Origin of the sequence: Agrobacterium tumefaciens, assembly GCF_013337285.1 — a bacterium.
In the GTDB taxonomy this organism is placed as follows: Bacteria; Pseudomonadota; Alphaproteobacteria; order Rhizobiales; family Rhizobiaceae; genus Agrobacterium; species Agrobacterium burrii.
This window is the reverse complement of sequence record NZ_SUPW01000002.1, coordinates 758228-782479: the sequence shown is the minus strand read 5'-3', so window position 1 is coordinate 782479 and position 24252 is coordinate 758228. Positions and strand designations below refer to the sequence as shown.

21 protein-coding genes and 1 tRNA gene are annotated in these 24252 nt (G+C 58.6%); 10 read left to right on the top strand and 12 right to left on the bottom strand.

The window, feature by feature from the left end:
• The first annotated feature begins 43 nt into the window (after positions 1-43).
• A tRNA-Arg gene (locus tag FCH38_RS09645) sits at positions 44-120 on the top strand.
• 55 nt (positions 121-175) lie between these two features.
• Here the strand turns inward: FCH38_RS09645 and FCH38_RS09640 are convergent.
• From FCH38_RS09640 to FCH38_RS09635, 3 genes are all read right to left on the bottom strand, one after another.
• Positions 176-394 carry a hypothetical protein gene (locus FCH38_RS09640; RefSeq protein WP_174373593.1) on the bottom strand — a complete coding sequence of 73 codons (219 nt, stop codon included), beginning with the start codon at positions 392-394 and terminating at the stop codon, positions 176-178.
• Positions 395-512: 118 nt separating this feature from the next.
• Positions 513-902 carry a hypothetical protein gene (locus tag FCH38_RS23585; RefSeq protein ID WP_153514236.1) on the bottom strand — a complete coding sequence of 130 codons (390 nt, stop codon included), beginning with the start codon at positions 900-902 and terminating at the stop codon, positions 513-515.
• A 216-nt stretch (positions 903-1118) separates the two neighbouring features.
• Entirely contained in the window at positions 1119-1274 is a 156-nt protein-coding gene (locus FCH38_RS09635) for a hypothetical protein (protein WP_174373592.1), read from the bottom strand.
• A 237-nt stretch (positions 1275-1511) separates the two neighbouring features.
• On the opposite strand from FCH38_RS09635, the gene FCH38_RS09630 reads away from it, so the two are divergent.
• From FCH38_RS09630 to FCH38_RS09620, 3 genes are read left to right on the top strand one after another with little or no spacing between them, the layout of a single operon-like run.
• Complete coding sequence (locus FCH38_RS09630; protein WP_174373591.1) at positions 1512-2810, top strand: efflux RND transporter periplasmic adaptor subunit; 1299 nt, start codon at positions 1512-1514, stop codon at positions 2808-2810.
• 14 nt (positions 2811-2824) lie between these two features.
• Positions 2825-3544 carry an ABC transporter ATP-binding protein gene (locus FCH38_RS09625; RefSeq protein ID WP_149897353.1) on the top strand — a complete coding sequence of 240 codons (720 nt, stop codon included), beginning with the start codon at positions 2825-2827 and terminating at the stop codon, positions 3542-3544.
• The gene (locus FCH38_RS09620; protein WP_149897352.1) at positions 3534-4742 is read left to right on the top strand and encodes an ABC transporter permease; all 1209 of its coding nucleotides are present in this window, start codon (positions 3534-3536) and stop codon (positions 4740-4742) included. The genes FCH38_RS09625 and FCH38_RS09620 overlap by 11 nt, the downstream gene beginning before the upstream one ends.
• 172 nt (positions 4743-4914) lie before the next feature.
• Here the strand turns inward: FCH38_RS09620 and sufA are convergent, their stop codons facing one another.
• From sufA to FCH38_RS09585, 7 genes are all read right to left on the bottom strand, one after another.
• Positions 4915-5304, bottom strand: a complete 390-nt coding sequence (gene sufA / locus FCH38_RS09615; protein ID WP_149897351.1) for a Fe-S cluster assembly scaffold SufA — start codon at positions 5302-5304, stop codon at positions 4915-4917.
• Between the two features lie 106 nt (positions 5305-5410).
• Positions 5411-5794: an SUF system Fe-S cluster assembly protein gene (locus tag FCH38_RS09610; protein ID WP_174373659.1), complete on the bottom strand. Its 384-nt coding sequence runs from the start codon at positions 5792-5794 to the stop codon at positions 5411-5413.
• A 37-nt stretch (positions 5795-5831) separates the two neighbouring features.
• A complete protein-coding gene (locus tag FCH38_RS09605) occupies positions 5832-7082 on the bottom strand; it encodes a cysteine desulfurase (protein WP_174373590.1) in 1251 nt (416 codons plus the stop codon).
• Positions 7075-8346 (bottom strand): Fe-S cluster assembly protein SufD, encoded by a 1272-nt coding sequence (gene sufD / locus FCH38_RS09600; protein WP_174373589.1) that lies wholly within the window; start codon positions 8344-8346, stop codon positions 7075-7077. Before sufD ends, FCH38_RS09605 begins: the two co-directional genes overlap by 8 nt.
• 23 nt (positions 8347-8369) lie before the next feature.
• Positions 8370-9125 (bottom strand): Fe-S cluster assembly ATPase SufC, encoded by a 756-nt coding sequence (gene sufC, locus FCH38_RS09595; protein ID WP_149897348.1) that lies wholly within the window; start codon positions 9123-9125, stop codon positions 8370-8372.
• A gap of 72 nt (positions 9126-9197) precedes the next feature.
• Positions 9198-10667: a Fe-S cluster assembly protein SufB gene (sufB, locus tag FCH38_RS09590; protein ID WP_149897347.1), complete on the bottom strand. Its 1470-nt coding sequence runs from the start codon at positions 10665-10667 to the stop codon at positions 9198-9200.
• 198 nt (positions 10668-10865) lie between these two features.
• Entirely contained in the window at positions 10866-12035 is a 1170-nt protein-coding gene (locus FCH38_RS09585) for a cysteine desulfurase family protein (protein ID WP_174373588.1), read from the bottom strand.
• A gap of 211 nt (positions 12036-12246) precedes the next feature.
• On the opposite strand from FCH38_RS09585, the gene FCH38_RS09580 reads away from it, so the two are divergent.
• Entirely contained in the window at positions 12247-12924 is a 678-nt protein-coding gene (locus FCH38_RS09580) for an alpha/beta hydrolase (protein WP_149897345.1), read from the top strand.
• Between the two features lie 240 nt (positions 12925-13164).
• Here FCH38_RS09580 and FCH38_RS09575 read toward each other — a convergent pair whose 3' ends face one another.
• The gene (locus tag FCH38_RS09575; protein ID WP_174373587.1) at positions 13165-14289 is read right to left on the bottom strand and encodes an anhydro-N-acetylmuramic acid kinase; all 1125 of its coding nucleotides are present in this window, start codon (positions 14287-14289) and stop codon (positions 13165-13167) included.
• 149 nt (positions 14290-14438) lie between these two features.
• Here FCH38_RS09575 and tyrS point away from each other — a divergent pair, with 149 nt between their 5' ends.
• Positions 14439-15692: a tyrosine--tRNA ligase gene (gene tyrS / locus FCH38_RS09570; RefSeq protein WP_153514044.1), complete on the top strand. Its 1254-nt coding sequence runs from the start codon at positions 14439-14441 to the stop codon at positions 15690-15692.
• Positions 15693-15738: 46 nt separating this feature from the next.
• Here tyrS and FCH38_RS09565 read toward each other — a convergent pair whose 3' ends face one another.
• Entirely contained in the window at positions 15739-19122 is a 3384-nt protein-coding gene (locus FCH38_RS09565) for a DUF3971 domain-containing protein (protein WP_174373586.1), read from the bottom strand.
• 236 nt (positions 19123-19358) lie between these two features.
• Between FCH38_RS09565 and FCH38_RS09560 the strand changes: the two genes are divergently transcribed.
• The 4 genes from FCH38_RS09560 (at position 19359) to FCH38_RS09545 (ending at position 23513) form a co-directional block, all read left to right on the top strand.
• Complete coding sequence (locus tag FCH38_RS09560) at positions 19359-19826, top strand: peroxiredoxin (RefSeq protein ID WP_149897341.1); 468 nt, start codon at positions 19359-19361, stop codon at positions 19824-19826.
• A 224-nt stretch (positions 19827-20050) separates the two neighbouring features.
• A complete protein-coding gene (locus tag FCH38_RS09555) occupies positions 20051-21349 on the top strand; it encodes a M23 family metallopeptidase (RefSeq protein ID WP_174373585.1) in 1299 nt (432 codons plus the stop codon).
• Positions 21350-21568: 219 nt separating this feature from the next.
• Positions 21569-23080, top strand: a complete 1512-nt coding sequence (locus FCH38_RS09550; RefSeq protein WP_149897339.1) for a DEAD/DEAH box helicase — start codon at positions 21569-21571, stop codon at positions 23078-23080.
• A 13-nt stretch (positions 23081-23093) separates the two neighbouring features.
• Complete coding sequence (locus FCH38_RS09545; protein ID WP_174373584.1) at positions 23094-23513, top strand: NUDIX domain-containing protein; 420 nt, start codon at positions 23094-23096, stop codon at positions 23511-23513.
• Positions 23514-24252: the final 739 nt, after the last annotated feature.

Sequence of the window (24252 nt, the reverse complement as noted above, 5' to 3'; positions counted from 1 at the left end):
ACGCTGAACGATTTTCAGCCGGAGCAACATAGCCCGGCACAACGGCCCCTTAGCTCAGCTGGATAGAGCGTCGACCTTCTAAGTCGAATGTCGCAGGTTCGAATCCTGCAGGGGTCGCCACCGCTTCTCACATTCTCCATAGATAACGGGTTTGGATCCTATCGCAGACACGATATCAGTCCGGGCTTGCACCTCGGCTATTCCTAATCTTTCTCCATCGCAGGAGATAACCAAAGCCCGGTCCGATCAGCATTCCGCCTATAATCCACTCGACCAAGGTCAGAGGTCGCTCATCCGGATCGTGGCCAGTCACGTAAAGGAAGAGAAAAAACGCGGCCACCCCGCAAATCAAGAGCGTGATCGGAAAAAACAGACTGTTGCGAAAGTCGCTCATGTAACCCACCTCCCTTAGCCGTGTTGATAAGGGTATTGGGTATGAACCCGCTGGCAAGTGGCTTTTACAGCCGCGACAGCAAATTATCGTACGGGTGGTGTTGCGCCAGAAACAGTAATTACTGCGAAGGAAGTTCAAGACCGTTTGGCAATGAAATCCAAATGACGGTCTGGGCTTCTGGAGAATGTCGCGAAAGATGGCCTCTGCCATGTGTGTCTGCGACTAGCACAAAACTACCCGCTGACACATGGCGGACCTCCCCGTCGCTGGTCTCGTACTCAACGGAACCGTCAAGCCTAACCGTAAGGACCGGCTCGGGCACTCCATGCCAGCCAACTTCTCTCATTCCTGCCGGGATGTGGGTAATCCGGACGCGAGAGGCGGGATAACTGGCAGTCACATCAAATGGAACGGCGTCGGGATGAACTGATCCCTTCGTTGTTGGCAATTCGATTTCATCGAAATGAGACTCGCCATCTGGTGAGGCATAGATTCGCAGGCACTTCATTAAGAATATCTCTCTGAAAAAGTGAGTTTGGCGATGCGTAGTCACTTATCATGATGAAGCTTGAACAGCTAATGACTTGACCGCTTCGGGCTAATAACCATCATTAAAATCAGCGGCGATACCCCGTAAGTCTAATCGTCTCCAGAGACACCCGCTTTAGCCGATTTGCATATTTGCGCCTTACCCAAGCAAGAGCGCAACGCCGGCCCTCTCGCCCTACCCCTGCCCCATCAGCGTGAAATACCCCCAAGCCGCCACAAAAAACGCGATAACAACCGCAATCGTCAGCGCCTTCTTCGCTTTCGGCCCCAGCGGTTCGCGCGGTTTTTTCGGCGGCACCGGTTTGCGGAACTTCACCACATTGTCGTTCATTCTATCATCGTCCTGAATGTCGCTGCTGAAGCCTCTGCCGTACAGGTGGCATCGGCCTTTCCGGAATTATCTCTAACAGACCAGAACTATCATAAATATTACCAAGTTTTCACTTCACCCTTGGGGCAAGCTATGTCACTTCCCACAATCAGAGGAATACAAATAGCAATGGACCGAGCGGAAAACACGGGGTGGCGACAATCCCCTGTGGTGTTTTGAATTTTGCAGGTGACGAGAATGAATGACGCCAACAGCCAAGGCCGTGACACGGAAAACAGCCAGCCCGATCTGCGGGAGATTCTGGGCACGAACAGATCCGGCAGGAAGAAGAAATCGCGTCGGTATCTTTATGTCGTGGCTGCCATCGTGCTGATCGGCGGCGGCCTCGGTTATTATTACCAGTCGCGTGCCGCAGGCGTCGCCTATAATTATGTCACCGAACCGGCAAAACAGGGTGATCTTTCCGTTATCGTCACCTCCACCGGCTCGGTCCAGCCAACCGATCAGGTCGATATATCGAGCGAATTGTCCGGCACGGTGCGCAAGGTCAACGTCACCTACAATACCCCGGTAAAGTCCGGCGATATTCTGGCCGAACTCGACACCAACAAGCTGGAGGCCGACGTGCAGAGCGCCCGCGCCAAGCTCGCCTCCGCCAAGGCCAACGTGCTGAAGGCGCGCGCCGATCTTGGTTCGGCAAAGACATCCATGGAGCGTCTGCGGTCCCTCGTGCAGAACCGGGTCTCCAGCCAGCAGGATCTGGATGCGGCGCAGTTCAGCCATGATGCCGCTGCCGCCACGCTGCAGGTCAACGAGGCGACCGTGCTTTCAGCCGAGGCAGACCTCCGGCTCGCCGAGGTCAATCTCGGCAAGGCCAAGATCGTTTCGCCCATCGATGGCGTCATCCTCACCCGCAGCGTCGATCCGGGCGCCACTGTCGCCTCCTCGCTTAACGCCCCAGTTCTCTTCACCATCGCCGGCGATCTGCGCCACATGGAATTGCAGGTCTCGGTGGATGAGGCTGATGTCGGCAAGGTCGAGACCGGGCAGAAAGCGACATTCAATGTCGATGCCTATCCCGACCGCAGCTTCCCGGCCGAGATCGAAACCGTGCGTTTCGCCTCCGAAACCGTATCCAATGTCGTGACCTACAAGGGCATATTGACTGTCAATAATGAGGAGCTGCTGCTTCGCCCCGGCATGACGGCAACCGCCAATATCATCGTCGAGGAAATCAAGGACACGCTTCTGGTGCCGAATTCGGCGCTTCGTTATACGCCGCCGCGCGAATCCGCCTCCCGTGGCGGCGGGTTGATGAGCCTGTTCCGCCCGCCCCGCATGGGCCGGTCGCAGAACCGCGATGCGGGTCAGGCCGCGACGGGCAAAAGAACGGTCTGGGTGCTGCGCAACAACAATCCGGTCTCGGTCGCCATCGAAACCGGCTCCACCGACGGCCAGCATACCGTGGTAAAATCAGGCGAACTGAAAGCCGATGATCTGGTGATTACCGACGCAACGGCCCGCAACGCCGGCTGACGGAGGAAAACCTGATGCAACAGCCGCCGCTCATTGAATTCCGCAACGTCGTCAAGCAATATGGCCGCGGCGAAGCAACCATTCGCGCGCTCGATGGCGTCAGCCTGTCGATCCACGAGAAGGAATTCGTCGCCATCATGGGGCCGTCAGGCTCGGGCAAATCTACCTCGATGAACATTATCGGCTGTCTGGATGTGCCAACAGCTGGCGAATATCTGTTTCAGGGCGTGCCGACCAGCGGCTTCGACAATGAGCACCTGACGCTGTTGCGCCGCCACATGCTGGGCTTCGTGTTTCAGGGCTTCAATCTTCTGTCGCGTACCTCAGCGGTGGAAAATGTCGAGCTGCCACTGGTCTATCGCGGCATGAAGGCGTCTGAACGGCGCGCTCGTGCCATGGAGGCACTGGCACAGGTGGGTTTGAAGGGCCGCGAGGATCACACCACCCAGGAGCTTTCCGGCGGCCAGCAGCAGCGTGTGGCCATTGCGCGGGCCATTGTCACCCGCCCTGCCCTGCTTCTGGCCGACGAGCCGACCGGCAATCTTGATACGAAAACCAGCAACGAGATCATGGAACTGATAACGGCGCTCAATCGCGACAGGGGCATCACGGTCGTCATGGTCACGCATGAAGAGGATATCGCCGCCCATGCGGGGCGACTGCTGCGCTTCGTCGACGGGCATCTCGCCTCCGATAGCGCTGTGGACAAAAAGGAGAGCTCCGATGTTCTTTGAAACGTCGCGTCTGGCGCTGCGCGCCATCAGCCGTAACCTTTTGCGCTCCTTCCTCACCGTGCTCGGCGTCGTCATTGGTGTGGCAGCCGTCATCGCCATGGTCACCATCGGCAATGGCACCACGGAGCAGGTGAAATCGGAATTGTCGCGGCTCGGCACCAACATGCTGTTCGTGCGCCCCGGCCAGTTCGGCCCCGGCCGCGCCAGCACAGAGGCGAAACGTTTCGATGACCGCGATGTCGAGGCCATCCGCAACCAGATATCAGGCATCCGCGCCGTCGCGCCGCAAAACCGCAGCTCCGCCGCGACGGTCATTTTCGGCGGCAAGAACCACCAGACAAGCGTCATCGGCACCACCAATGATTACCTGATCGCGCAGGATTGGACCATCGCACTCGGCCGCGATTTCCAGCCTGCAGAAGATCGCGGCGGCCAGATCGGCTGCATCATCGGCGAAACGGTGCGGCAGGAACTGTTCGGCGCGGAAAACCCGGTGGGACAGACGGTCCGCGTCAGCAATATCTCCTGTCCCGTTATTGGCGTTCTGGCTCGAAAGGGCCAATCCGGTCTCGGTGACGATCAGGACGACACGATCATCATGCCGCTGAAAATTCATCAGCGGCGCATCGGCGGCACCACCACCATTTCCTCGATCATGGTTTCGGCACAGGATGGCGTTTCAACCGCCAAGGTGCAGAGCGACCTGCAGAACCTGCTGCGCGAGCGCCGCCGCATCAACATCGGCCGCGAGGATGATTTCACCGTCAACGACATGACGCAGATTGCCTCGGCCATGACCGGCACAACGACGCTGCTGACCGGTCTCTTAGGCGCGGTCGCGGCCGTCAGCCTTCTGGTCGGCGGCATCGGCATCATGAACATCATGCTGGTCTCTGTGACGGAGCGCACCCGCGAAATCGGCATTCGCCTCGCCATCGGTGCGCTGGAAAAACAGGTGCTGACGCAGTTTCTGGTGGAAGCCGTCATGCTGTCGGCCTTCGGCGGCCTCGTCGGCATCCTGACCGGCCTCGGGCTGGCTTACAGCGTCGTCAGCTTCCTCAACGTCCCCTTCGTCACCAGCCCGTCGATTATCTTCCTCGCCTTTGCCTTTTCGGCGGCGATTGGAGTGATTTTCGGCTATTTTCCAGCGCGGCGGGCGGCGAGTTTAAGCCCGATCGAGGCGCTCAGGCACGAGTGATGGATGGGATTTCAGGCGGCAGTCGATTCATGCGGGAGTGGAGCAAAACCTCTCCTCCGTCGTCCTCGGGCTTGACCCGAGGATCTAAGAACGTCTCATAAAATTTGACGGGGATGGATCCTCGGGTCAAGCCCGAGGATGACGTCGAGGGTGTGGTGGAAGCCGCATCAAATTAAACGCTGGCCTCAGCCTCACGCTGCTTCGCCAGCGCCGCCAGATCGGCGGGCTTCAGCTCAACCGACTCGCCACAGCCGCAGGCCGATGTCTGGTTCGGATTGTTGAAGGTGAAACCGGAGCGCATCTTGGTCACTTCGAAATCCATCTGCGTGCCGAGCAGATAGAGCACGGCGGAAGGTTGAACCCAGACCTTCGCGCCATCGAATTCAACCAGATCGTCCTTGCCATCCGCTTCGGTCACGAGGTCGATGGTATATTCCATGCCCGCGCAGCCACCCTTCTTGATGCCGACGCGCACGCCCTTGGCATCCGGACCGGAATTATCGACGATTGCTTTAACGCGCGAGGCGGCAGCCCCGGTCATGGTCATGATCGCAAAGCCCATGGGCCTAATTCTCCTTCGACAATCGAGTTCAAGGCTCGATGCTTATGGAATTCAATTTAAGTGCGCCTGACAGTGTCATCAAGAGATGACACCTGTCAAAATCGCGTCAGTACCAGCCGACGGCGACCTGCGCTTCTTCCGACATGCGTTCCGGCGTCCACGGCGGATCGAATGTCATCGACACGTCAACGCCGGAAACGCCTTCGACAGCACCAACCGCGTTTTCCACCCAGCCCGGCATTTCGCCGGCAACCGGGCAGCCGGGCGCTGTCAGCGTCATGACGATTTTGACCATCCGGTCATCTTCGATGTCGATCTTGTAGATCAGACCGAGTTCGAAAATATCGGCCGGGATTTCCGGGTCGTAGACGGTTTTCAGCGCCGAGATCACGTCGTCGCTGAGACGCGCCAGTTCCTCGGGCGGAATGGAAGACGGCTTTGCCGTTTCTTCGGTCGCATCGGGTGTCTTTGCAGTGGCTTCCGCAGTCATGGTCTGATCCTCAATCCTGATCTCATCTATGCCGATATCAGGCGAAAAATTTGCGCGCATAGTCCAGCGCCTCAACAAGACGATCTACTTCGGCGCGGGTATTGTAAAGGCCGAACGATGCCCGGCATGTGGAGGTGACACCGAACCGTTTCAAGAGCGGCATGGCGCAATGGGTGCCGGCACGCACGGCAACGCCGCGCCGGTCGATCACCATCGAGACGTCATGGGCATGGATGCCCGCAAGCTCAAAGGAGAAGATGCCGCCCTTGTCAGGCGCATTGCCGATGATGCGCAGCGAATTGATCTCGCGCAGCCGCTCAGTCGCGTAAGCCGCAAGATCGGCCTCATGTGCCGCAATCGCGGCACGGCCGAGATTGTCCATATAGTCAAGCGCGTAACCAAGCCCGATCGCCTGCACGATGGGCGGCGTGCCCGCTTCGAAACGGTGCGGCGGTTCGTTATAGGTCACATTGTCTTCGGAGACGTCGAGGATCATCTCGCCGCCGCCCTGGAACGGCCGCATCTCGCGCAACCGGTCCGCCTTGCCGTAAAGCACGCCGATGCCCGAGGGACCGTAAAGCTTGTGGCCGGTCATGACATACCAGTCGCAATCGATATCGCGCACATCCACCGGCATGTGAACCGCACCCTGGCTACCGTCGACCAGCACCGGAATGCCACGCTCATGGGCGATGCGGCAGATTTCCTTGACCGGAACGATGGTGCCGAGCGCATTCGACATATGGGTGATGGCGACGAGTTTGGTGCGCTCCGTCAGGCTCTTTTCGAAAGCCTCGATGTGAAACGCGCCGTCATCATCAACAGGCACCCAGACCAGCTTGGCGCCCTGCCGCTCGCGGATGAAATGCCATGGCACGATGTTGGAGTGGTGCTCCATAATCGAGATGACGATCTCGTCGCCCTCGCCGATCTTGGGCATGCCGTAACCGTAGGCCACCGTATTGATCGCCTCGGTGGAGGATTTGGTGAAGACGATCTCGTCCACCGAACCGGCGTTGAGGAAACGGCGCACCTTTTCGCGCGCCGCCTCATAGGCGTCGGTTGCGGCATTGGAGAGGAAATGCAGGCCGCGATGCACATTGGCATATTCGTTCGCATAAGCATGCGAAACGGCATCGATCACCACCCGCGGTTTTTGAGCGGACGCGCCGTTGTCGAGATAGACCAGCGGCTTGCCATAGACCTCGCGCGACAGGATCGGAAAATCCTTGCGCACGGTATCGACGTCATAAGGGGCCGCCAATGCGGCGCGTTCGCTCTCAGGCATGATGTTCCAGCCAGCCGGAGATGATGGCCTCCAGCGCCTCTACCAGATTTTCTTCTTCCAGTTCCTCGACGATCTCGGCGACGAAGGCGTTGACGAGCATTGCCCGCGCCTTGGCCCGCGGCACGCCGCGCGCCATCAGGTAATAGAGATGGTTGTCGTCGATATCGGCAACCGTCGCGCCGTGACCGCACTGAACGTCGTCAGCGAAGATTTCAAGCTCAGGCTTTGCCGAGAACTCCCCGTCATCGGACATCAGCAGCGTGTTGCAGGCCATCTTCGCATCAGTCTTCTGGGCATCGGGCGCAACCCGGATCATGCCCTGGAAAATGCCCTTGGCGCGATCGAACACCACGTTGCGGAACACTTCCGTCGAGGTCGTGTTCGGCACGTTGTGGCCAAGAACCATCGTCACGTCCGTATGCGTTTCGCCGCCCAACAGGTTGACGCCGCGAACGATGAGGTCAGTGCCCTCGCCTTCCACGTCGATGCGTAGCTCCTGCCGCACCAGCTTCCCGCCGGCATTGATGATGAAAATGCGAACCTTGGCATCCGCGCCGATTTTCATGCGCAGCTGGCCGAGATGGATATCGGCCGCACCTTGGCTTTGCAGGATGATCCACGTCGCTTCCGCGCCGTCTTCGATGACAATGTCGGTAACGGAGGAAACGAAAGCAGCATCCGAAGTCACCGAAAGGTGACGCTCAATGACGGTTGCCTTGGAACCCTTGCCGAAGCGGACCGGGAAGCGGCTGTGAATCTGACCCGCGCCATGGACGGCCTGCAATTCGATCGGCTTTTCGATATCGGCATCGGCCGGAATGTCGAGCACCAGACCATCACGCACGAAGCTGCCGTTGATGCGGCCAATCACGTCGTCCTTGCTGGCTTCCGCAAGGCCTGCGGCGGCGGAACCGTCGAGCAGCCTGTCGGCAAAGCGCGAAATGCTGACGTCTTCGATCTTGCCGATATCGGCCGTGCCATGCTGCATATAGGCAACCAGAGAGCCGGCAACCGTCGGCGCATGCTTCTCTATAACCGGCGCGGGCCGGTCTTCCGGAACGGCACGCAGCAGGCTTTTCAGATCGGTATAGTGCCACGCCTCGATGCGGCGTGTCGGAAGACCACCGGTCTTCAGATCGTCGAACAGCACGTCGCGGGCAGCGACAACAGCACCGTCACCGGGCAGCTCGCTGAACTTGGCGGTATAGGCGTCGACCAGCGCGGTTTCCGCTGGCGTCAGCCGGTTGGTAGCTTGAATGTTCATGGACATCACCTCCTGGCCTTCAATCAGGCCGCTTCACCGATGATGTCGGCGTAGCCATTGTTTTCCAGTTCAAGCGCCAGAGCCTTGTCGCCCGAACGGATGATCTTGCCCTTGTAGAGGACGTGGACGCTGTCCGGTACGATGTAATCCAGCAGACGCTGATAGTGGGTGATGACCACGACGGCGCGATCCGGCGACTTCAGCGCGTTGACGCCGTCAGCCACGATTTTCAGCGCGTCGATGTCGAGGCCGCTATCGGTTTCGTCGAGAACGCAGAGCTTCGGCTCCAGAAGCGCCATCTGCAGGATTTCGGCGCGCTTCTTCTCACCACCGGAGAAGCCGACATTCAGCGGACGCTTCAGCATGTCCATGTCGATCTTCAGATCGCCAGCGGCTTCCTTGACGCGGCGGATGAAATCCGGCGTCGTCAGCTCGGACTCGCCGCGCGCCTTGCGCTGCTCGTTCATCGCAACCTTCAGGAACTGCATGGTGGCGACGCCCGGAATTTCGACCGGATACTGGAAGGCTAGGAAAATACCCTTGGCCGCACGCTCGGCAGCATCCAGTTCCAGAATGCTTTCGCCGTTGTAAAGAATGTCACCGGAGGTGACTTCGTAGTCTTCGCGGCCCGACAGGATGTAGGACAGCGTCGACTTGCCGGAACCGTTCGGCCCCATGATGGCGGCAACTTCACCAGCGGCAACCTTCAGGTTCAGGCCCTTGATAATCTCGGTTTCGGTATCGGCGATCTTTGCGTGCAGGTCGATGATTTCAAGCATGGATTTATCCTAAGAATTGTGTGGGCGAAGGTGCGCGAATATCGCGCACTCAATTGCGTATTTGGACGGAGATCAGCCGACCGAACCTTCCAGCGAAATGCCAATCAGCTTCTGCGCTTCCACGGCAAATTCCATCGGCAGTTCCTGAATGACTTCCTTCACGAAGCCGTTGACGATCAGCGCGATCGCCGCTTCCTCCGGGATGCCGCGCTGCAGGCAGTAGAACAGCTGGTCTTCGGAAATCTTCGACGTCGTCGCCTCGTGCTCGAAATGCGCCGAGGAATTCTTCGCCTCGATATAAGGCACGGTATGCGCGCCGCACTTGTCGCCGATCAGCAGACTGTCGCACTGCGTGAAGTTGCGCGTGTTGGTCGCCTTGCGGTGAGCCGAGACCTGACCGCGATAAACGTTTTCCGAAAAACCGGCAGCAATGCCCTTGGCAATGATGCGGCTCGACGTGTTCTTGCCGAGATGGATCATCTTGGTGCCACTGTCGATCTGCTGATGGCCGTTGGAAACCGCGATCGAATAGAATTCGCCACGGCTGTCGTCACCGCGCAGAATGCAGGACGGGTATTTCCAGGTAATCGCCGAGCCGGTTTCCACCTGCGTCCACGAAATCTTCGAGCGGTCGCCACGGCAATCGCCGCGCTTGGTCACGAAGTTGTAGATGCCGCCCTTGCCGTCCTTGTCGCCGGGATACCAGTTCTGGACGGTCGAATATTTGATTTCGGCATCGTCAAGCGCCACGAGTTCGACCACGGCGGCGTGAAGCTGGTTCTCGTCGCGCTGCGGTGCGGTGCAGCCTTCCAGATAGGAGACGTAAGCCCCCTCTTCGGCGATGATCAGCGTGCGCTCGAACTGGCCGGTGTTCTTCTCATTGATGCGGAAATAGGTGGAAAGCTCCATCGGGCAGCGAACACCCTTCGGCACGAACACGAAGGAACCGTCGGTGAAGACAGCCGTATTCAGCGTCGCGTAAAAATTATCCGTCGGCGGAACAACAGAACCGATATATTTCTTCACCAGGTCAGGATATTCGCGGATCGCTTCGGAAATCGACATGAAGATCACGCCGGCTTTCGCCAGTTCCGCCTTGAAGGTGGTGACGACGGACACGCTATCGAACACGGCATCCACCGCAACCTTGCGCTGTTCGACGCCGGCGAGGATTTCCTGTTCCTTCAGCGGAATGCCGAGCTTCTCGTAAACCTTCAGCAGCTCCGGATCGACCTCGTCCAGCGACTTCGGGCCGGGCGTGCTTTTCGGCGCAGCGTAATAATAGAGATCGTTGAAGTCGATCTTTGGGTAATTGACCCGCGCCCAGGTTGGCTCTTCCATCGTCAGCCAGCGCTGGTAAGCCTCAAGACGCCATTCCAGCATCCATTCCGGCTCCTGCTTCTTGGCTGAGATGAAGCGGATCACCTCTTCCGAAAGGCCCTTGGGGGCCTTGTCGACTTCGATGTTTGTCTCGAAGCCGTATTTATACTGGTCCACATCGATCTGGCGTACCTGATCGATCGTTTCCTGAACCGCTGCCATGTCGTTCTCCAATCTCGCCGGAGCCAAGGTCCGGTGGCTTGTCAACGTATCAAGGCGGAAAGCCGCCTTATTGATCTTCGGGCAAATCGTTCCGAGCCGTCAGCCGGGGCGGAGCTTATACCCATGTAGGTGCGGGATGGCGCTTTTCACACATCCCGGCAAGCGGAAATTTGCGATTCCGCAATTCTTTGCCGCATTTTACGCGGCCTGACCGGAAAGCTTGCGCCGCCCGGCAATTTTCGTGAACGCCGCAAGCGTCCGTTCTATGTCCGCCTCGTCAGTCGCATGGCCAAGCGAAATCCGGAGCGCGCCGAGCTTCGGATCGCGCGCCATCGCGCTCAGCACATGGCTTTCCCCCACCTTGCCGGATGAGCAGGCCGAACCGGCAGACAGCGCGATACCTTCGATATCGAAGGCGATCTGCCCCGTCTCCGCCTTCAGGCCCGGCAGAGTGAAAAATGTGGTATTGCCGACGCGGGCAACATCCTCGCCGTGAATGATCACGTCAGGCGCACTCATCCGCATGCCGTCTTCCAGCCGTGCCCGCAGAGCGCCAAGACGCGCCGCTTCAATCTCCACATTCCGGGCCGCAACAGCGGCAGCGGCACCAAAACCGATGACGGACAGGGTATTTTCCGTACCCGAGCGATGTCCCTTTTCCTGCCCGCCGCCATGGATCAGCGGCTTCGGCATCATCACCTCGCCGCGCGAAATGAGAGCGCCGCCGCCCTTGGGACCACCGAGCTTGTGGGATGAGATGACGAGAAAATCGGCATCGAGAGCATTGATATCGAGCGGAACCCGTCCAGCGGCCTGTACGGCGTCAACAACCATCAATCCGCCAGCCGCATGCACCAGCCGCGCCGCTTCCGCCACGGGTTGAAGAATGCCCGTCTCATTATTCACCAGCATGCAGGCGACCATCGGCAAGCCGGTGGACGTGTCGTGGGAAGACAACAGCGCTTGAAGTGCCGCAAGATCAATCACGCCCACTGACGTAACGGGAATTTCCGTAACGTCAACCTTGGCGAACCGTCCGCCTTCGCGAAACGCGGGATGCTCGATGGCGGAGACGTAAAGACGACTATAGCGGACAGGAGCGCGCCCCATCTTGAATTCCGGTGTCAGCACCAGATTGGCAGCTTCCGTCGCCCCGCTGGTGAAGGTGACATGGGCAGCCTGCGCACCCGCAAGCGCCGCAACCTCACGGCGGGCAGTCTCGATGGCGGCGCGGGCCGCGCGCCCTTCCCGATGAACGGAGGACGGGTTGCCGGCAACCTCGAGCGCGGACACAAGAACATCCCGCACGGCGGGCAAAAGCGGCGCCGTGGCGTTAAAGTCCATATATGTACGCGTCAAAACCGTCATGGCGGTGAGGCTTTATCCAATCTTCAATGCGCAAAAACGCATTTTTCTTGAAATTACAGTTGCGCTTGCCTTATGACACGACCCGAGTGCTTAAGCACACGCAAAGTTTCGAATTATTCTAAACTGCGTTCTAGAAAAGATGACACAGTTCGTCAAGTCTTCTCATCTGAAGAATGCGGTTGGAGAATGAAAAAACACGACCGGAGTACCTATGCCCGAAGTCATCTTTAACGGCCCTGCGGGTCGCCTCGAAGGCCGTTATCAACCCTCCAAGGAAAAGAGCGCGCCGATAGCGATCATTCTTCATCCGCACCCGCAGTTCGGCGGCACGATGAACAACCAGATCGTCTATCAGCTGTTCTATCTTTTCCAGAAGCGTGGTTTCACGACGCTCCGGTTCAATTTCCGCTCCATCGGCCGCAGCCAGGGCGAGTTCGACCACGGTGCGGGCGAGCTTTCCGACGCCGCTTCCGCTCTCGACTGGGTGCAGAGCCTGCATCCTGATTCGAAAAGCTGTTGGGTCGCCGGTTATTCCTTCGGCTCCTGGATCGGCATGCAGCTTTTGATGCGCCGCCCGGAAATCGAAGGCTTCATGTCGATTGCGCCGCAGCCCAACACCTACGACTTCTCCTTCCTCGCTCCCTGCCCGTCCTCCGGCCTCATCATCAATGGCGATGCCGACAAGGTCGCGCCTGAAAAGGACGTCAACGGTCTGGTCGAAAAGCTGAAGACCCAGAAGGGCATCCTCATCACCCACCGCACCCTTCCCGGCGCCAACCACTTCTTCAACGGCAAGGTGGATGAGCTGATGGGCGAATGCGAGGATTATCTCGACCGTCGCCTGAATGGTGAGCTGGTGCCGGAACCGGCAGCGAAGCGTATTCGGTGATTTTGGGGCGTATAGTTTAGGCAGGTCACGGTTATCGATGGCGGGTGGGGCTTACCCCCCTCTGCCCTGCCGGGCATCTCCCCCACAGGTGGGGAGATCGGCAAGGGGCCTGCTCCTCGACTACACTGCTAGGTTAAAGATGGCCGGAAGGTCGCCACGATTCGATCTCCCTCCTTGTGGGGGAGATGTCCGGCAGGACAGAGGGGGGTAAGCCCCACCCACCGTCTTATATTATGATCTTCATGGGGATCGCACAAAAACCCCACCCGTCACCGGCTCCTTCACCCCCGTCGTACCGGGATAGGTCAGCGGCAGACCTTTAAGCGAGCGCACCGCCAGATAGGCCCAGGCCTCCGCCTCCATCGCCCCGCCATCAAAACCCGCCTCTTCCGCCGCGATGACCTTCGCGCCCTGTTTCGCAGCAAGGTTCGCAAACTCTTCCATGATGACCGGATTGAGCCGCCCGCCCCCGCAAACCACATAAGTCCTCGCCCCCTCCGGCAGATAGCCTGCCGATTTGAGGATCGCCGCACCCGTCAGATGCGCCAGCGTGCGCGCGCCATCAGCAAGCGACACCTCACCCTTCTGCGGCGGCACAAAATCGCTGCGGTCGAGCGAGCGGCGGATATTGGCCGAGAAGAACGGGCTTTCCATGTAGCGCTTCACCAGCGAGGAAACGACGCTGCCGCCCGCCGCCGTTCTGCCGCCCTTATCGAAGGCTTTCCCCGTATGCGCCTCGATCCACTGGTCGATCAGCATATTGCCGGGGCCGCTGTCGAAAGCGGCAAGCCGGCCGCCCTCGCCGATATAGGTGAGGTTGGAGATACCGCCGATATTGACGAAAACGGCGGGCGTTTCAAACCCGTCCGGCAGATTGGCGGAAAGCGCCATGTGATAGGCTGGAATGAGCGGCGCGCCCTGCCCGCCATGCGCCATGTCATTGGCGCGCATGTCATAGACCACATCGATGGCAACTTCTTCCGCCAGCAGCGCGCCGTCGCCGATCTGCACCGTCAGCGCCTCGTCCGGCCGATGCAGCACCGTCTGGCCGTGAAAACCGATGACGTCGATATCGCCAGGCTGAAGCCGGTGACGATGGAGAAAGGATTTGACCGCCGCCGCATGGGCAAGCGTCAGCTTGCGCTCGGCGTCACCAAGATCGCCGGGGCGTTCACGCCGTTCACGAATGGATTTGGCCGTGACCAGCGCCTTTTGCCAGATGGCGCGCAGACCGGGATCATAGGGAAAATAACCGCTCGGCCCGTGCCGGACCACGCTTTCGCCGTCCGTGCGCAACAGGGCGATATCGATACCGTCCATCGATGTGCCGCTCATCAGCCCGATTGCCGTTTTGACCTCGCCCACGCGCCGCTCCCTTGCAATATCGAATCATGATGACGTGAATCCTCATATTCATGGCCGAAACGGGTGCACATTTCAAAAAACAATGGTAAAGCCCCCGGCGTTCATTGGCTTTCAATGACAGCAAAGATCAAACCAGAAAGAAAAAGGTCATGTCCAGGTTCAAGTCCGATTTCCTCCGCACGCTCGACGAGCGCGGCTTCATTCACCAGATCTCCGACGAGTCGGGTCTCGACGAACTGTTCGCCAAGGAAACCGTGACCGCCTATATCGGCTATGACCCGACAGCCTCGAGTTTGCATGTCGGCCACCTCACCCAGATCATGATGCTGCACTGGATGCAGAAGACCGGTCACCAGCCGATCTCGCTGATGGGCGGCGGCACCGGCATGGTGGGCGACCCCTCCTTCAAGGAAGAGGCCCGCAAGCTGATGACGATCGACATGATCGAGGACAATATCACCTCGCTCAAGCATGTCTTCGCCAACTACCTCGATTACGACCGCGCGGAAAACCCGGCGCTGATGATCAACAATGCCGACTGGTTGCGCGGCCTGAACTACCTCGAATTCCTGCGCGATGTCGGCCGCCATTTCTCGGTCAACCGCATGCTGTCCTTCGACAGCGTGAAGACGCGTCTCGACCGCGAACAGTCGCTGTCCTTCCTCGAATTCAACTACATGATCCTGCAGGCCTACGATTACGTGGAGCTGAACCAGCGCACCGGTTGCCGGCTGCAGATGGGCGGCTCGGACCAGTGGGGCAACATCATCAACGGCATCGACCTCGGTCACCGCATGGGGACACCGCAGCTTTACGCGCTGACCTCGCCGCTTCTGACCACCTCTTCGGGTGCGAAGATGGGCAAGTCGGCATCAGGTGCCGTGTGGCTGAACAAGGATCTGCTGCCGGTCTATGATTTTTGGCAATACTGGCGCAACACAGAAGATGCGGACGTGGTTCGCTTCGCCAAGCTCTTCACCACGCTGCCGATGGATGAGATCGCCCGCATTGCAGCGCTTGGCGGCTCGGAAATCAACGAAGCGAAGAAAATCCTCGCAACGGAAGTAACGGCGATCCTGCACGGTCGCGCCGCAGCCGAAGAGGCTGCTGAAACCGCGCGCAAGACTTTCGAGGAAGGCGCGCTGGCTGAAAACCTGCCCTCCATCGAGGTTCCGGCCTCCGAACTCGAAGCCGGCGTCGGCGTCCTGTCGCTCATCGTCCGCGCCGGCCTTGCCGGCTCGAACGGCGAAGCCCGCCGCCACGTTCAGGGCGGCGCGGTGAAGATCAACGACCAGGGCGTTTCGGATGAGCGCCAGATGATCGGCACCGGTGAAGTGACCGGCGACGGCGTCATCAAGCTTTCGGTCGGCAAAAAGAAGCATGTTCTGGTTCGCCCGGCGTAAAAGCTCGCACCAAACCTGTTATCGAGGGCCGCGAAAGCGGCCCTTTTTATTGGAACTCGAAGATTTGCCGGAAAACACCCGGCGCGATCAGCGACAACGGGTTGATCGTCAGCTTCGGCTGGTCAGTCTGGCCGGAAAGCTTGAAGGTGATGCCGAGCAGGCCCCGGTCGCGGCCGTTGCCGAGAATGATACCGATGAACGGCAACTCGCCGAACAGACGGTTCAGGCCATAAGCAGGCATGAAGGTGCCGGTCATGTCCATGCGGCCGTTCTGGTCCTTCAAGAGCCCCTGGAAGGTCGCGCCGATCTGCTCGCCGCGCACCACGCCGTTTTCCACCGCAACCGAACCATTGACGTAAACGAGCCGGGCAAAACCGCGCTGGAACTTTTCCGAGCTGACATCGATGTTGCGGCGAACTGCATTGTTGAGGCTCCTGCCGTCGTCACCCGCCGGTGTGGTGACGATGTCCTGCAACTTCGCCTCGTTGACCACGGCGAAATTGCGCAGGTCCAGCGAACCGCTCCAGTCGCTGCCATTGGCGGTCGTCAGCGCCAGATTGAGAAGGCCGCCGCGGATGCGACTGTAGATATTGGCGAAACGGGCAAGGGAACCGGCATCGCTGCTGGTCAGCGTCACGGTTCCCGTCGCGCCGCGATTGGTGGTCTGCGCCACCACCGCCTGGCCGTTGCCGGTCACGCCGCGAAAATCGATCGAACGCACCTTGCCGTCGCGCACGCTGATATCGGAACTGACATTGCCAAGGATTTCGTCGTTGAAACCATAAACCTTGTCGAATTGCGTCTTGATGGCAAGCGAGGGCTGCGAGCGCGATGTGCCGTCACCGCTGCCGGAAGAACTGCGCAGTTTCGAAAGGAACGGCCGGACATCCGCCGATTTTCCCGAGGCGTTGATGATATAGCCGTTTTTGGACGCCGCGACAGAAACGGCGTAGTTGTCGGAGGGCGACAGCTGCACACGGCTGAGATCGGCTGAAATCAGCCCGTTCTTGCTGAAGGCAATATCGCCGGCTGCGCCGAAACCGTCCCCGTCGAGGGAGAAATCACTGATCGTCGTGCGGCCATCCACCGTCTCGGTGGTGAAGGCGGCTTTTGCCGGAATGCCGATGCCCTTGCTCCAGCCAAGCCCTGGCAGAATGATCGACGCTTTGGTCAGATCGAGCCGGATATCCTGACGTTTCGAATCCGCGCCATCGACTTCCAGCACCGTCGTACCACCAAGAACCGAAGACAGTTCCGGCGCAAGCTTGGCGACCTGCGTTTCGTTCAAGGTCGCCTTTAGTGAAAGCGTCGGGGGGACATCGCCGTTCTTGCGCACCGGCTCCGTCATCTCGATATCCATCGGCACGTCGTCCACACGGCCCTTGCCCTGAAGCTTGAGCTGCCGGTCGTTCAACGCCATGAAACCGTCAAGTGCCGTCACCTTGTGGCCGGCAAAGGGCTTCGTCAGCGACAGGTTCTTCAGGTCCAGATCGGCCGTCCACACCGGCGCAGGCGGGTTCTGGCTGGACAGCAAACCGACGGTCAGCTTCGCACTGGCCTTCACGTCACCGGTGAAATCTTCCGGTTTGAACTGCGTATCCTTCAACGCGTTGATCGGCTTCAGCGTCGCAAGCTCGGCAACGGCGTCGGCCGCACCGGCAACATTCAACTCGACATTTCCAAGCAGTGGCTTGTCATATACGTTGGAGATGAGGAACCGGCTATTCTCCAGCGCAAGCGACCGGTTGGACGGGAAATAGGATGTCGCCCGCTCAATGTCGACGGTCATGCCGCCGCCGACCATATTGAAATGCGCATCGACATCACGCAGCGGTGGAATATCGCCGGTGGTGTTGAGCCGCGTATCGTCGATATCAAAGCGGATCTGCATTTCGCTTTCGCCGAGCACCAGCGGACAACCGGGGCCGCACATCCGCCCCTGTGGAATGAAGACCGCAATAGAGCCATTGGTGACCGTGCCGCCATAAAGGTTGGATACCACCCATTCACGCGGCTTGTGCGCCATCCAGAACGGCCAGAGCTGCTTGACGGCCGTAGCCTCCATTTTCGGGATTTGTCCCACGAAGCTGATTTCGGGCGACCCTACTCCGAAGCGGAGTTTCAGCGATCCCGCCATGTCTCCCAGCGGGCCGCTGACGTAAAGCGAGGGCACCTCAAGCTGCTTTGTAGCCGCCGTATACTGTCCATCCGCCTTCACGTTGAAGGAAACCGGCTCCTCACCAGAGGCCTCGGATGAGGCAATCCCGTTGTCTATCCGCAGCGAAAGACCGAAACCCTCTTCCGTATCCCTGATTTCGCCTGTGACCGGAATGATGGTTCGACCCAGATCCACCCGCGAATTTTCGATCACAAGGGTGCTTTTTTGAAAATCATAGCGCGCATTGACGGTGCCCGCCGTAAATGGCTGCGCCTCGCCACCGATCAAAAGCGTTCCATTGCCCATGCCGACCGCGACGTCGAGCCTCGGCTCATGCCCTTCGACGGCGCGGCGGGCGACGATGCTGACACCGGTCTTGACGTTCAGCCCCTCGTGCAGATTGCCTTCCGGATCGAATTTTTCAAGGAACGGGCTGATATCAAAACCGTCGATCCGGGCCTGGAAGCCATCGATCATACCGCCCGATCCCGATGTCTTGAGCGAGACGCTGGCGATTTCACCGTTAAACAGCGTCTCGCCATCAAGCGAATAACCGCCTTGCTGGTCGGGTGTCAGCGACAGCTCGCGTATCTCGATGGTGCGCGGCTTTCCAAGCTCACCGGGCGGCAGATGCAGCGAAACGCTGGAAATATCGATTTCTTCGGTCCCGCTGCTGAGGAAAGCCTGGGCGAGTTTGTCGAGTTGCTGGAACGCCCCCTGCAATTGCTGCGGTACGGCGTCGAGCTTGATATTGGAAAGATCAAAACCGTTGCCCTTGGGCAAAAGCGCCGTATCGAGTTCCATACCGTCGGCTTCAAGGCTTTGCACCGAGATGCGGCCGATCAGCAGCGCAAGCGGATCGAGCGCCATGCCGATCGCCCGCGCCCGGCTCAGATGCTGGCCGGATTCCTTCTCGACGATATCCACATCCTCAGCCACCAGCGCCAGCCGCAGCCCGGTGGAGAACCGTATGGCAGACGACCCGATCCGGGCGCTGTAGTGCGGCCCAAGCGCCCTCTCCAGCGCCTGTTGCGCCTGGCTGGAAAGCGTCTTGTCGATCGATCCCGTCTCGACGGAAACAATGATGCCGCCGATGGAGAGGAAGGCCAGCACAAAGAGAGCCGCGAAAATCTTGATAAAGGCGCGCGCCATGGAACGCGGTGCCGGGCAATGCACGATGATGGGATCTTCGGCCTGTGCCGAAGGGAGATCGTGCAGGGCAATGATATCGCGCCTGCCAAACTTGACCTTTTCACCCCTGACTTCAGCCATACGCCCGTGCTTGCCCCTGAATAGCTTTTGTTTCGCCGCAACACCGCAGCGGGATGGCGAAAAGTGTAAGCGGTTTTCGTCTGGAACGCCGCTCTAAGTTCCTTAACCCAGATGACGATTCAGATTACAGGTGAATTCGGCCTGAAATCTCAATCGTGATCTGGACGACGCGCGGTTTCGCTATATATCGAATGTGGCGACTTTCACTCAACATCCCGGCGAAAGAAAGGTAGATTATGACAGACTTGACGATTGGCAGCCCTGCTCCGGATTTTACTTTGCCCCGCAACGGTGAAGGAACGGTGACATTGTCCAAACTTCAAGGCAAGGCCGTCATTCTCTATTTCTACCCGAAGGACGATACTTCGGGCTGCACCGCAGAAGCGATCGACTTCAGCGCGCTGGGCGGCGAATTCGAGGCCGCCAATGCCGTCGTCATCGGCATTTCCCCTGATAGCGTCAAAAGCCACGACAAATTTGCCGCAAAACACGCGCTGTCCGTCATGCTGGCCTCCGACGAGGAGAGAAAGGCGCTCGAAGCTTACGGCGTGTGGAAGGAAAAAAGCATGTATGGCAAGAAATACATGGGTGTCGAACGCACCACTGTCCTCGTCGCGCCGGACGGCAGAATCGCGGAAATCTGGAACAAGGTGAAGGTTGCGGGCCACGCACAGGCCGTGCTTGAGGCTGCACGCAAACTCTAAAGGCGAAGCTGTCGTGTGACGCCCCCTTTCAAAATCATCTCGCGGCGCGGTGTGGCGAGGCCGGCCTGACGCCGTCCTTTTGCCGCTCGCTGACCGCCGTCAGCCACAGCCAAAACCGCTCTCGGCAACGCAACACAAGCGCTGAAAATTGCTTCCGGCAAAACTTCGTTAACCTTAACGAATTATGATTTCCTGTGAGAAATCGGCCAGTCCGGAGAGAGATTTTGACTGATACAGCGGAAAACCGGGTATTCGGCAAAAAGCGGCCGCAGCACGTCCTTATTCTGGCGAGCGGCGAGAAGGTTCGGCATATGACCATTCGGCCGTGGATGGCCGCTCTTGCCGGCTGCACCATTGGCCTGTTTTCGCTCGGCTATCTCGGCGCCACCGGCTACCTTATCCTGCGTGACGACCTGATAGGTGCGACCATGGCGCGCCAGACCCGCATGCAGAATGATTATGAAGACCGTATCGCAGCGCTCAGGGCGCAGGTCGACCGCGTCACCTCCCGGCAATTGCTTGACCAGCAGGTTGTTGAAAAGAAAGTGGAAAAGCTGCTGGAACAGCAGGCGGCACTGACCTCCAGACACGGGCGCATGAGCGAGTTGCTGGAGCGCGCCGAAAATTCCGGCATCGCCGCCACACCGGCCGCGCCCTCTTCCCTTTCAAACGCCATGGCGCCGGAAAAACGCGCCGACCTGACGGGCGGACTTTCAGCAATTGAAACGCTGATGGCGCCGCGCAAGTCGCAGCGGGAAGAGCCCGCCGCAACCGATAGACGCGCCGCCTACGTGCCTCAATCCGGCGAAACACCGTCGGACCGGGCCGATCGGGTATTTTCCAAAGTGACAATTTCGCTGAAGGATATCGAGCGCCAGCAGATATCGCGCATCGCCAGGCTGACCAACGATGCCGAAGACAAGGCAAGCGCGATGCAGGACATCATCCGGCAGGCCGGATTGAAAATCGACGAAAGCGGCACGGACGATATCGGCGGTCCCTATGCGGCGCCCGAACGCAGCGAAACCGACCCGTTCAACCTGTCGCTGACCAATCTCGACAATGCGCTGAACCGGCTGGACATCGTCAAGGAAACCGCAACCGCCCTGCCCTTCGGCAACCCCGCTCCCGGCAGAACGATAACCAGCCGGTTCGGTAACCGGATGGATCCGTTTCTGGGGCGGCCCGCTTTGCATACCGGCATCGACTTTCGCGCCGAAACCGGCGCGGACGTCAAAGCCACCGGCGCGGGCAAGGTGACGGTGGCGGAAAATTCCGGCGGTTACGGCAATATGGTCGAGATCGATCACGGTCAGGGCGTCTCGACGCGATTCGGCCATCTCTCCGCGATCCTCGTTAAGGCCGGTGAAAAAGTCGAGGCCGGCGATATAATCGGCCGCGCCGGCAGCACCGGTCGTTCGACCGGTCCGCATGTGCATTACGAGGTGCGCCGCAACGATACGCCCGTCGATCCGATGCGGTTTCTGGTCGCCGGGGCGGAGCTGAAAACCTATCTAAAATGATGGCCCTATTTTAACGCTTTTTTTGCGCTTTTTACGATAAATCGGCCGAAACCGCGCCACAGGCCAAAAAGCCTCGTCAGAACCGCGACGTTTCGCGCGCATTTCCCGTTGTTTCCTTGACTTTCCGGCAATTTGGGCATATCCCCGCGCCAAGTCTTTGCAAGTGTCGCAGCGGCACGCAGGTGTTCTTACCGAACCAGAACGGAAAAAGTTCTTCCTTTGACAACATTCTCTGATCTTGGCCTGAGCCAAAAAGTTCTTTCCGCTATTGCAGATGCCGGCTACACGACGCCGACACCCATTCAGGCTGGCGCCATTCCGCCCGCTCTCGAAAAGCGTGATATCTGCGGTATCGCACAGACCGGTACGGGCAAAACCGCGTCCTTCGTGCTGCCGATGCTCACCCTGCTCGAAAAGGGTCGCGCACGCGCCAGAATGCCGCGCACACTGATCCTCGAGCCGACCCGCGAGCTTGCAGCGCAGGTGGCGGAGAACTTCGAGAAATACGGCAAGAATCACAAGCTGAACGTCGCCCTGCTTATCGGCGGCGTTTCGTTTGAAGATCAGGATCGCAAGCTCGAGCGTGGCGCCGATGTTCTCATCTGCACCCCCGGCCGCCTTCTTGACCATTGCGAGCGCGGCAAGCTGTTGATGACCGGCGTGGAAATCCTCGTCATCGACGAAGCCGACCGCATGCTGGACATGGGCTTCATTCCCGATATCGAACGCATCGTGAAGATGATTCCCTTTACCCGGCAAACGCTGTTCTTTTCGGCCACCATGCCGCCGGAAATCCAGAAGCTCGCCGACCGCTTCCTTCAGAACCCCGAGCGTATCGAGGTCGCCAAGCCCTCTTCCACAGCGAAAACCGTGACCCAGCAAATCGTGGCTGCGCATAACAAGGACTATGAGAAGCGCGCGGTCCTGCGCGATCTCGTCCGCGCCGAAGAGGCCGAACTCAAGAACGCCATCATTTTCTGCAATCGCAAGAAGGATGTCGCAGAACTGTTCCGTTCGCTCGACCGTCACGGCTTTTCCGTCGGCGCACTGCATGGCGATATGGACCAGCGTTCGCGCACCACGATGCTGCAGAACTTCCGGGACGGCAATCTGACGCTGCTCGTCGCCTCTGACGTTGCAGCGCGCGGACTTGATATCCCCGATGTCAGCCACGTCTTCAACTTCGACGTTCCCATCCATGCTGAAGACTATGTCCACCGTATTGGCCGCACCGGCCGTGCGGGCCGTTCGGGCAAGGCCTTCACCATCGTCACCAGAAGCGACGCGAAATATCTCGACGCGATCGAAAAGCTGATCGGCGAAAAGATCGAGTGGCTGAGCGGTGACCTTTCCACTCTCCCCGCGCCCATGGAAAGCTTTGAGAGCAATTCCGGCCGCAGCAGCAGAGGTAGCAAGGAACGTGGCGGCAGGGGCCGCGACAGAAACCGTCGCGACACGGCCACGTCGCCGGTCGAAAACATCAATCAGGATGCACAATCCGCTGCGGTTACCGAGATCGTGGCTCACGGAGACGACAAGGTGAAAGCAGAACGCAGACCGGAAAAGACGCCGCGCAATTCCGACCGCAATACCCGTAATCCGCTGCACGCCAATGACGACAACCGCGAGCGCCGCCGCCACTATCGCGACCATGATGATGGCCCGACCCCTGTCGGCTTTGGCGACGACATTCCCGCCTTCATGCTGATCGTGGCCAACGCCAAGGGTTGAGGCCAGTACCAATATGACGCCGACAATCAAACCAGGGCTCGATTTTCCGGGTGTCGGCGTTGGCCTTGCGATATTGCGCGATGGCCAGTTGCTTCTTTGCCGGCGCCTGAAAGCGCCGGAAGCCGGATACTGGAGTATTCCGGGCGGTAAGGTGGATCACCTCGAATCCTCCCTCGCTGCAGCAAGGCGAGAGGCCGAAGAAGAAACCGGGCTGACAATCGGCAAGGTCGAATTTCTCTGTCACAGCGAATATATCAACACCGAAGAGCGGCACCATTGGGTGTCGCTGATCTTCGTCGCCCACGATACGCACGGCGAGCCGGCATTGACCGAACCGGACAAGCTTTCCGATATCGGCTGGTTTTATCCCGACAATCTTCCCGCACCCATTTCCGCCTTCGCGAAAGACGCGCTGGCCGCCCTGAAATCCTGAAACAGAGCCGAATAAGGGACCGACAAGCGCGCCGCCGCCGCAGGTGACGCTGGTCTGTCAATCCGGAACGGGAGGGTCGAAAATGGCGGCAGTCTCGCCTGCCTACAATGAAGGCAATCCGGCAGAGCGATTTCTTTTCGGAAAATATAATAATAAGAGAACAGCTTTGCGTGAAGCTTTTCAAATTCAATTTTAAATTGCTTAAATTAGCTTCATGTAAAAAACCGCCCCAGTTTCCCGAAGCGGTTTATACGTAATGAAAATAATATAATATAGAATGTAATATAGTCTGGCAGTGCTTATAATCGGAACACTTTCCGAGGCTTGTTACAGCCAATTTCAGTCGTCCCCTGAAACACGTATATCTAAGCTAAACATTTACTTTCCGTCAAGCAAATCTTCTCGCAAATGCGAAAAAAGACACGAAGAAAAATCAACGGAAGACGGAAAACGTGAATTTTTACGTTAAATATCAATAATTTAAATATATGAAAATAAAATGTGCACATTTCGCATCTGCACTTTAAAGGGCAAAACGGCAAACATGCCATTGCTAAACTGTGCTTATACGCACCGGATGTTACAGTTTTATAAAGTAAAAATCCTCTCAACAAGCAATGGAGATACTTCTTCCTTCGCACGTTGCAAGAGCGACTTGCCGATCCGCAAAAATCAATCCGCCATGAAGACAGTAGCGCGCAATTATATTGGATAGAAACAACCCCAACGTGTCTTGAGA

Coding starts and splice junctions, on each gene's coding strand:
- FCH38_RS09545 (WP_174373584.1), top strand. CDS start 23,094: ATGACGCCGACAATCAAACCAGGGCTCGATTTTCCGGGTGTCGGCGTT.
- FCH38_RS09620 (WP_149897352.1), top strand. CDS start 3,534: ATGTTCTTTGAAACGTCGCGTCTGGCGCTGCGCGCCATCAGCCGTAAC.
- FCH38_RS09580 (WP_149897345.1), top strand. CDS start 12,247: ATGCCCGAAGTCATCTTTAACGGCCCTGCGGGTCGCCTCGAAGGCCGT.
- FCH38_RS09585 (WP_174373588.1), bottom strand. CDS start 12,035: ATGACGGTTTTGACGCGTACATATATGGACTTTAACGCCACGGCGCCG.
- FCH38_RS09565 (WP_174373586.1), bottom strand. CDS start 19,122: ATGGCTGAAGTCAGGGGTGAAAAGGTCAAGTTTGGCAGGCGCGATATC.
- FCH38_RS09630 (WP_174373591.1), top strand. CDS start 1,512: ATGAATGACGCCAACAGCCAAGGCCGTGACACGGAAAACAGCCAGCCC.
- FCH38_RS09610 (WP_174373659.1), bottom strand. CDS start 5,794: ATGACTGCGGAAGCCACTGCAAAGACACCCGATGCGACCGAAGAAACG.
- FCH38_RS09560 (WP_149897341.1), top strand. CDS start 19,359: ATGACAGACTTGACGATTGGCAGCCCTGCTCCGGATTTTACTTTGCCC.
- FCH38_RS09635 (WP_174373592.1), bottom strand. CDS start 1,274: ATGAACGACAATGTGGTGAAGTTCCGCAAACCGGTGCCGCCGAAAAAA.
- sufD (WP_174373589.1), bottom strand. CDS start 8,346: ATGAACATTCAAGCTACCAACCGGCTGACGCCAGCGGAAACCGCGCTG.
- sufB (WP_149897347.1), bottom strand. CDS start 10,667: ATGGCAGCGGTTCAGGAAACGATCGATCAGGTACGCCAGATCGATGTG.
- sufA (WP_149897351.1), bottom strand. CDS start 5,304: ATGGGCTTTGCGATCATGACCATGACCGGGGCTGCCGCCTCGCGCGTT.
- tyrS (WP_153514044.1), top strand. CDS start 14,439: ATGTCCAGGTTCAAGTCCGATTTCCTCCGCACGCTCGACGAGCGCGGC.
- FCH38_RS09625 (WP_149897353.1), top strand. CDS start 2,825: ATGCAACAGCCGCCGCTCATTGAATTCCGCAACGTCGTCAAGCAATAT.
- sufC (WP_149897348.1), bottom strand. CDS start 9,125: ATGCTTGAAATCATCGACCTGCACGCAAAGATCGCCGATACCGAAACC.
- FCH38_RS09605 (WP_174373590.1), bottom strand. CDS start 7,082: ATGCCTGAGAGCGAACGCGCCGCATTGGCGGCCCCTTATGACGTCGAT.
- FCH38_RS09640 (WP_174373593.1), bottom strand. CDS start 394: ATGAGCGACTTTCGCAACAGTCTGTTTTTTCCGATCACGCTCTTGATT.
- FCH38_RS23585 (WP_153514236.1), bottom strand. CDS start 902: ATGAAGTGCCTGCGAATCTATGCCTCACCAGATGGCGAGTCTCATTTC.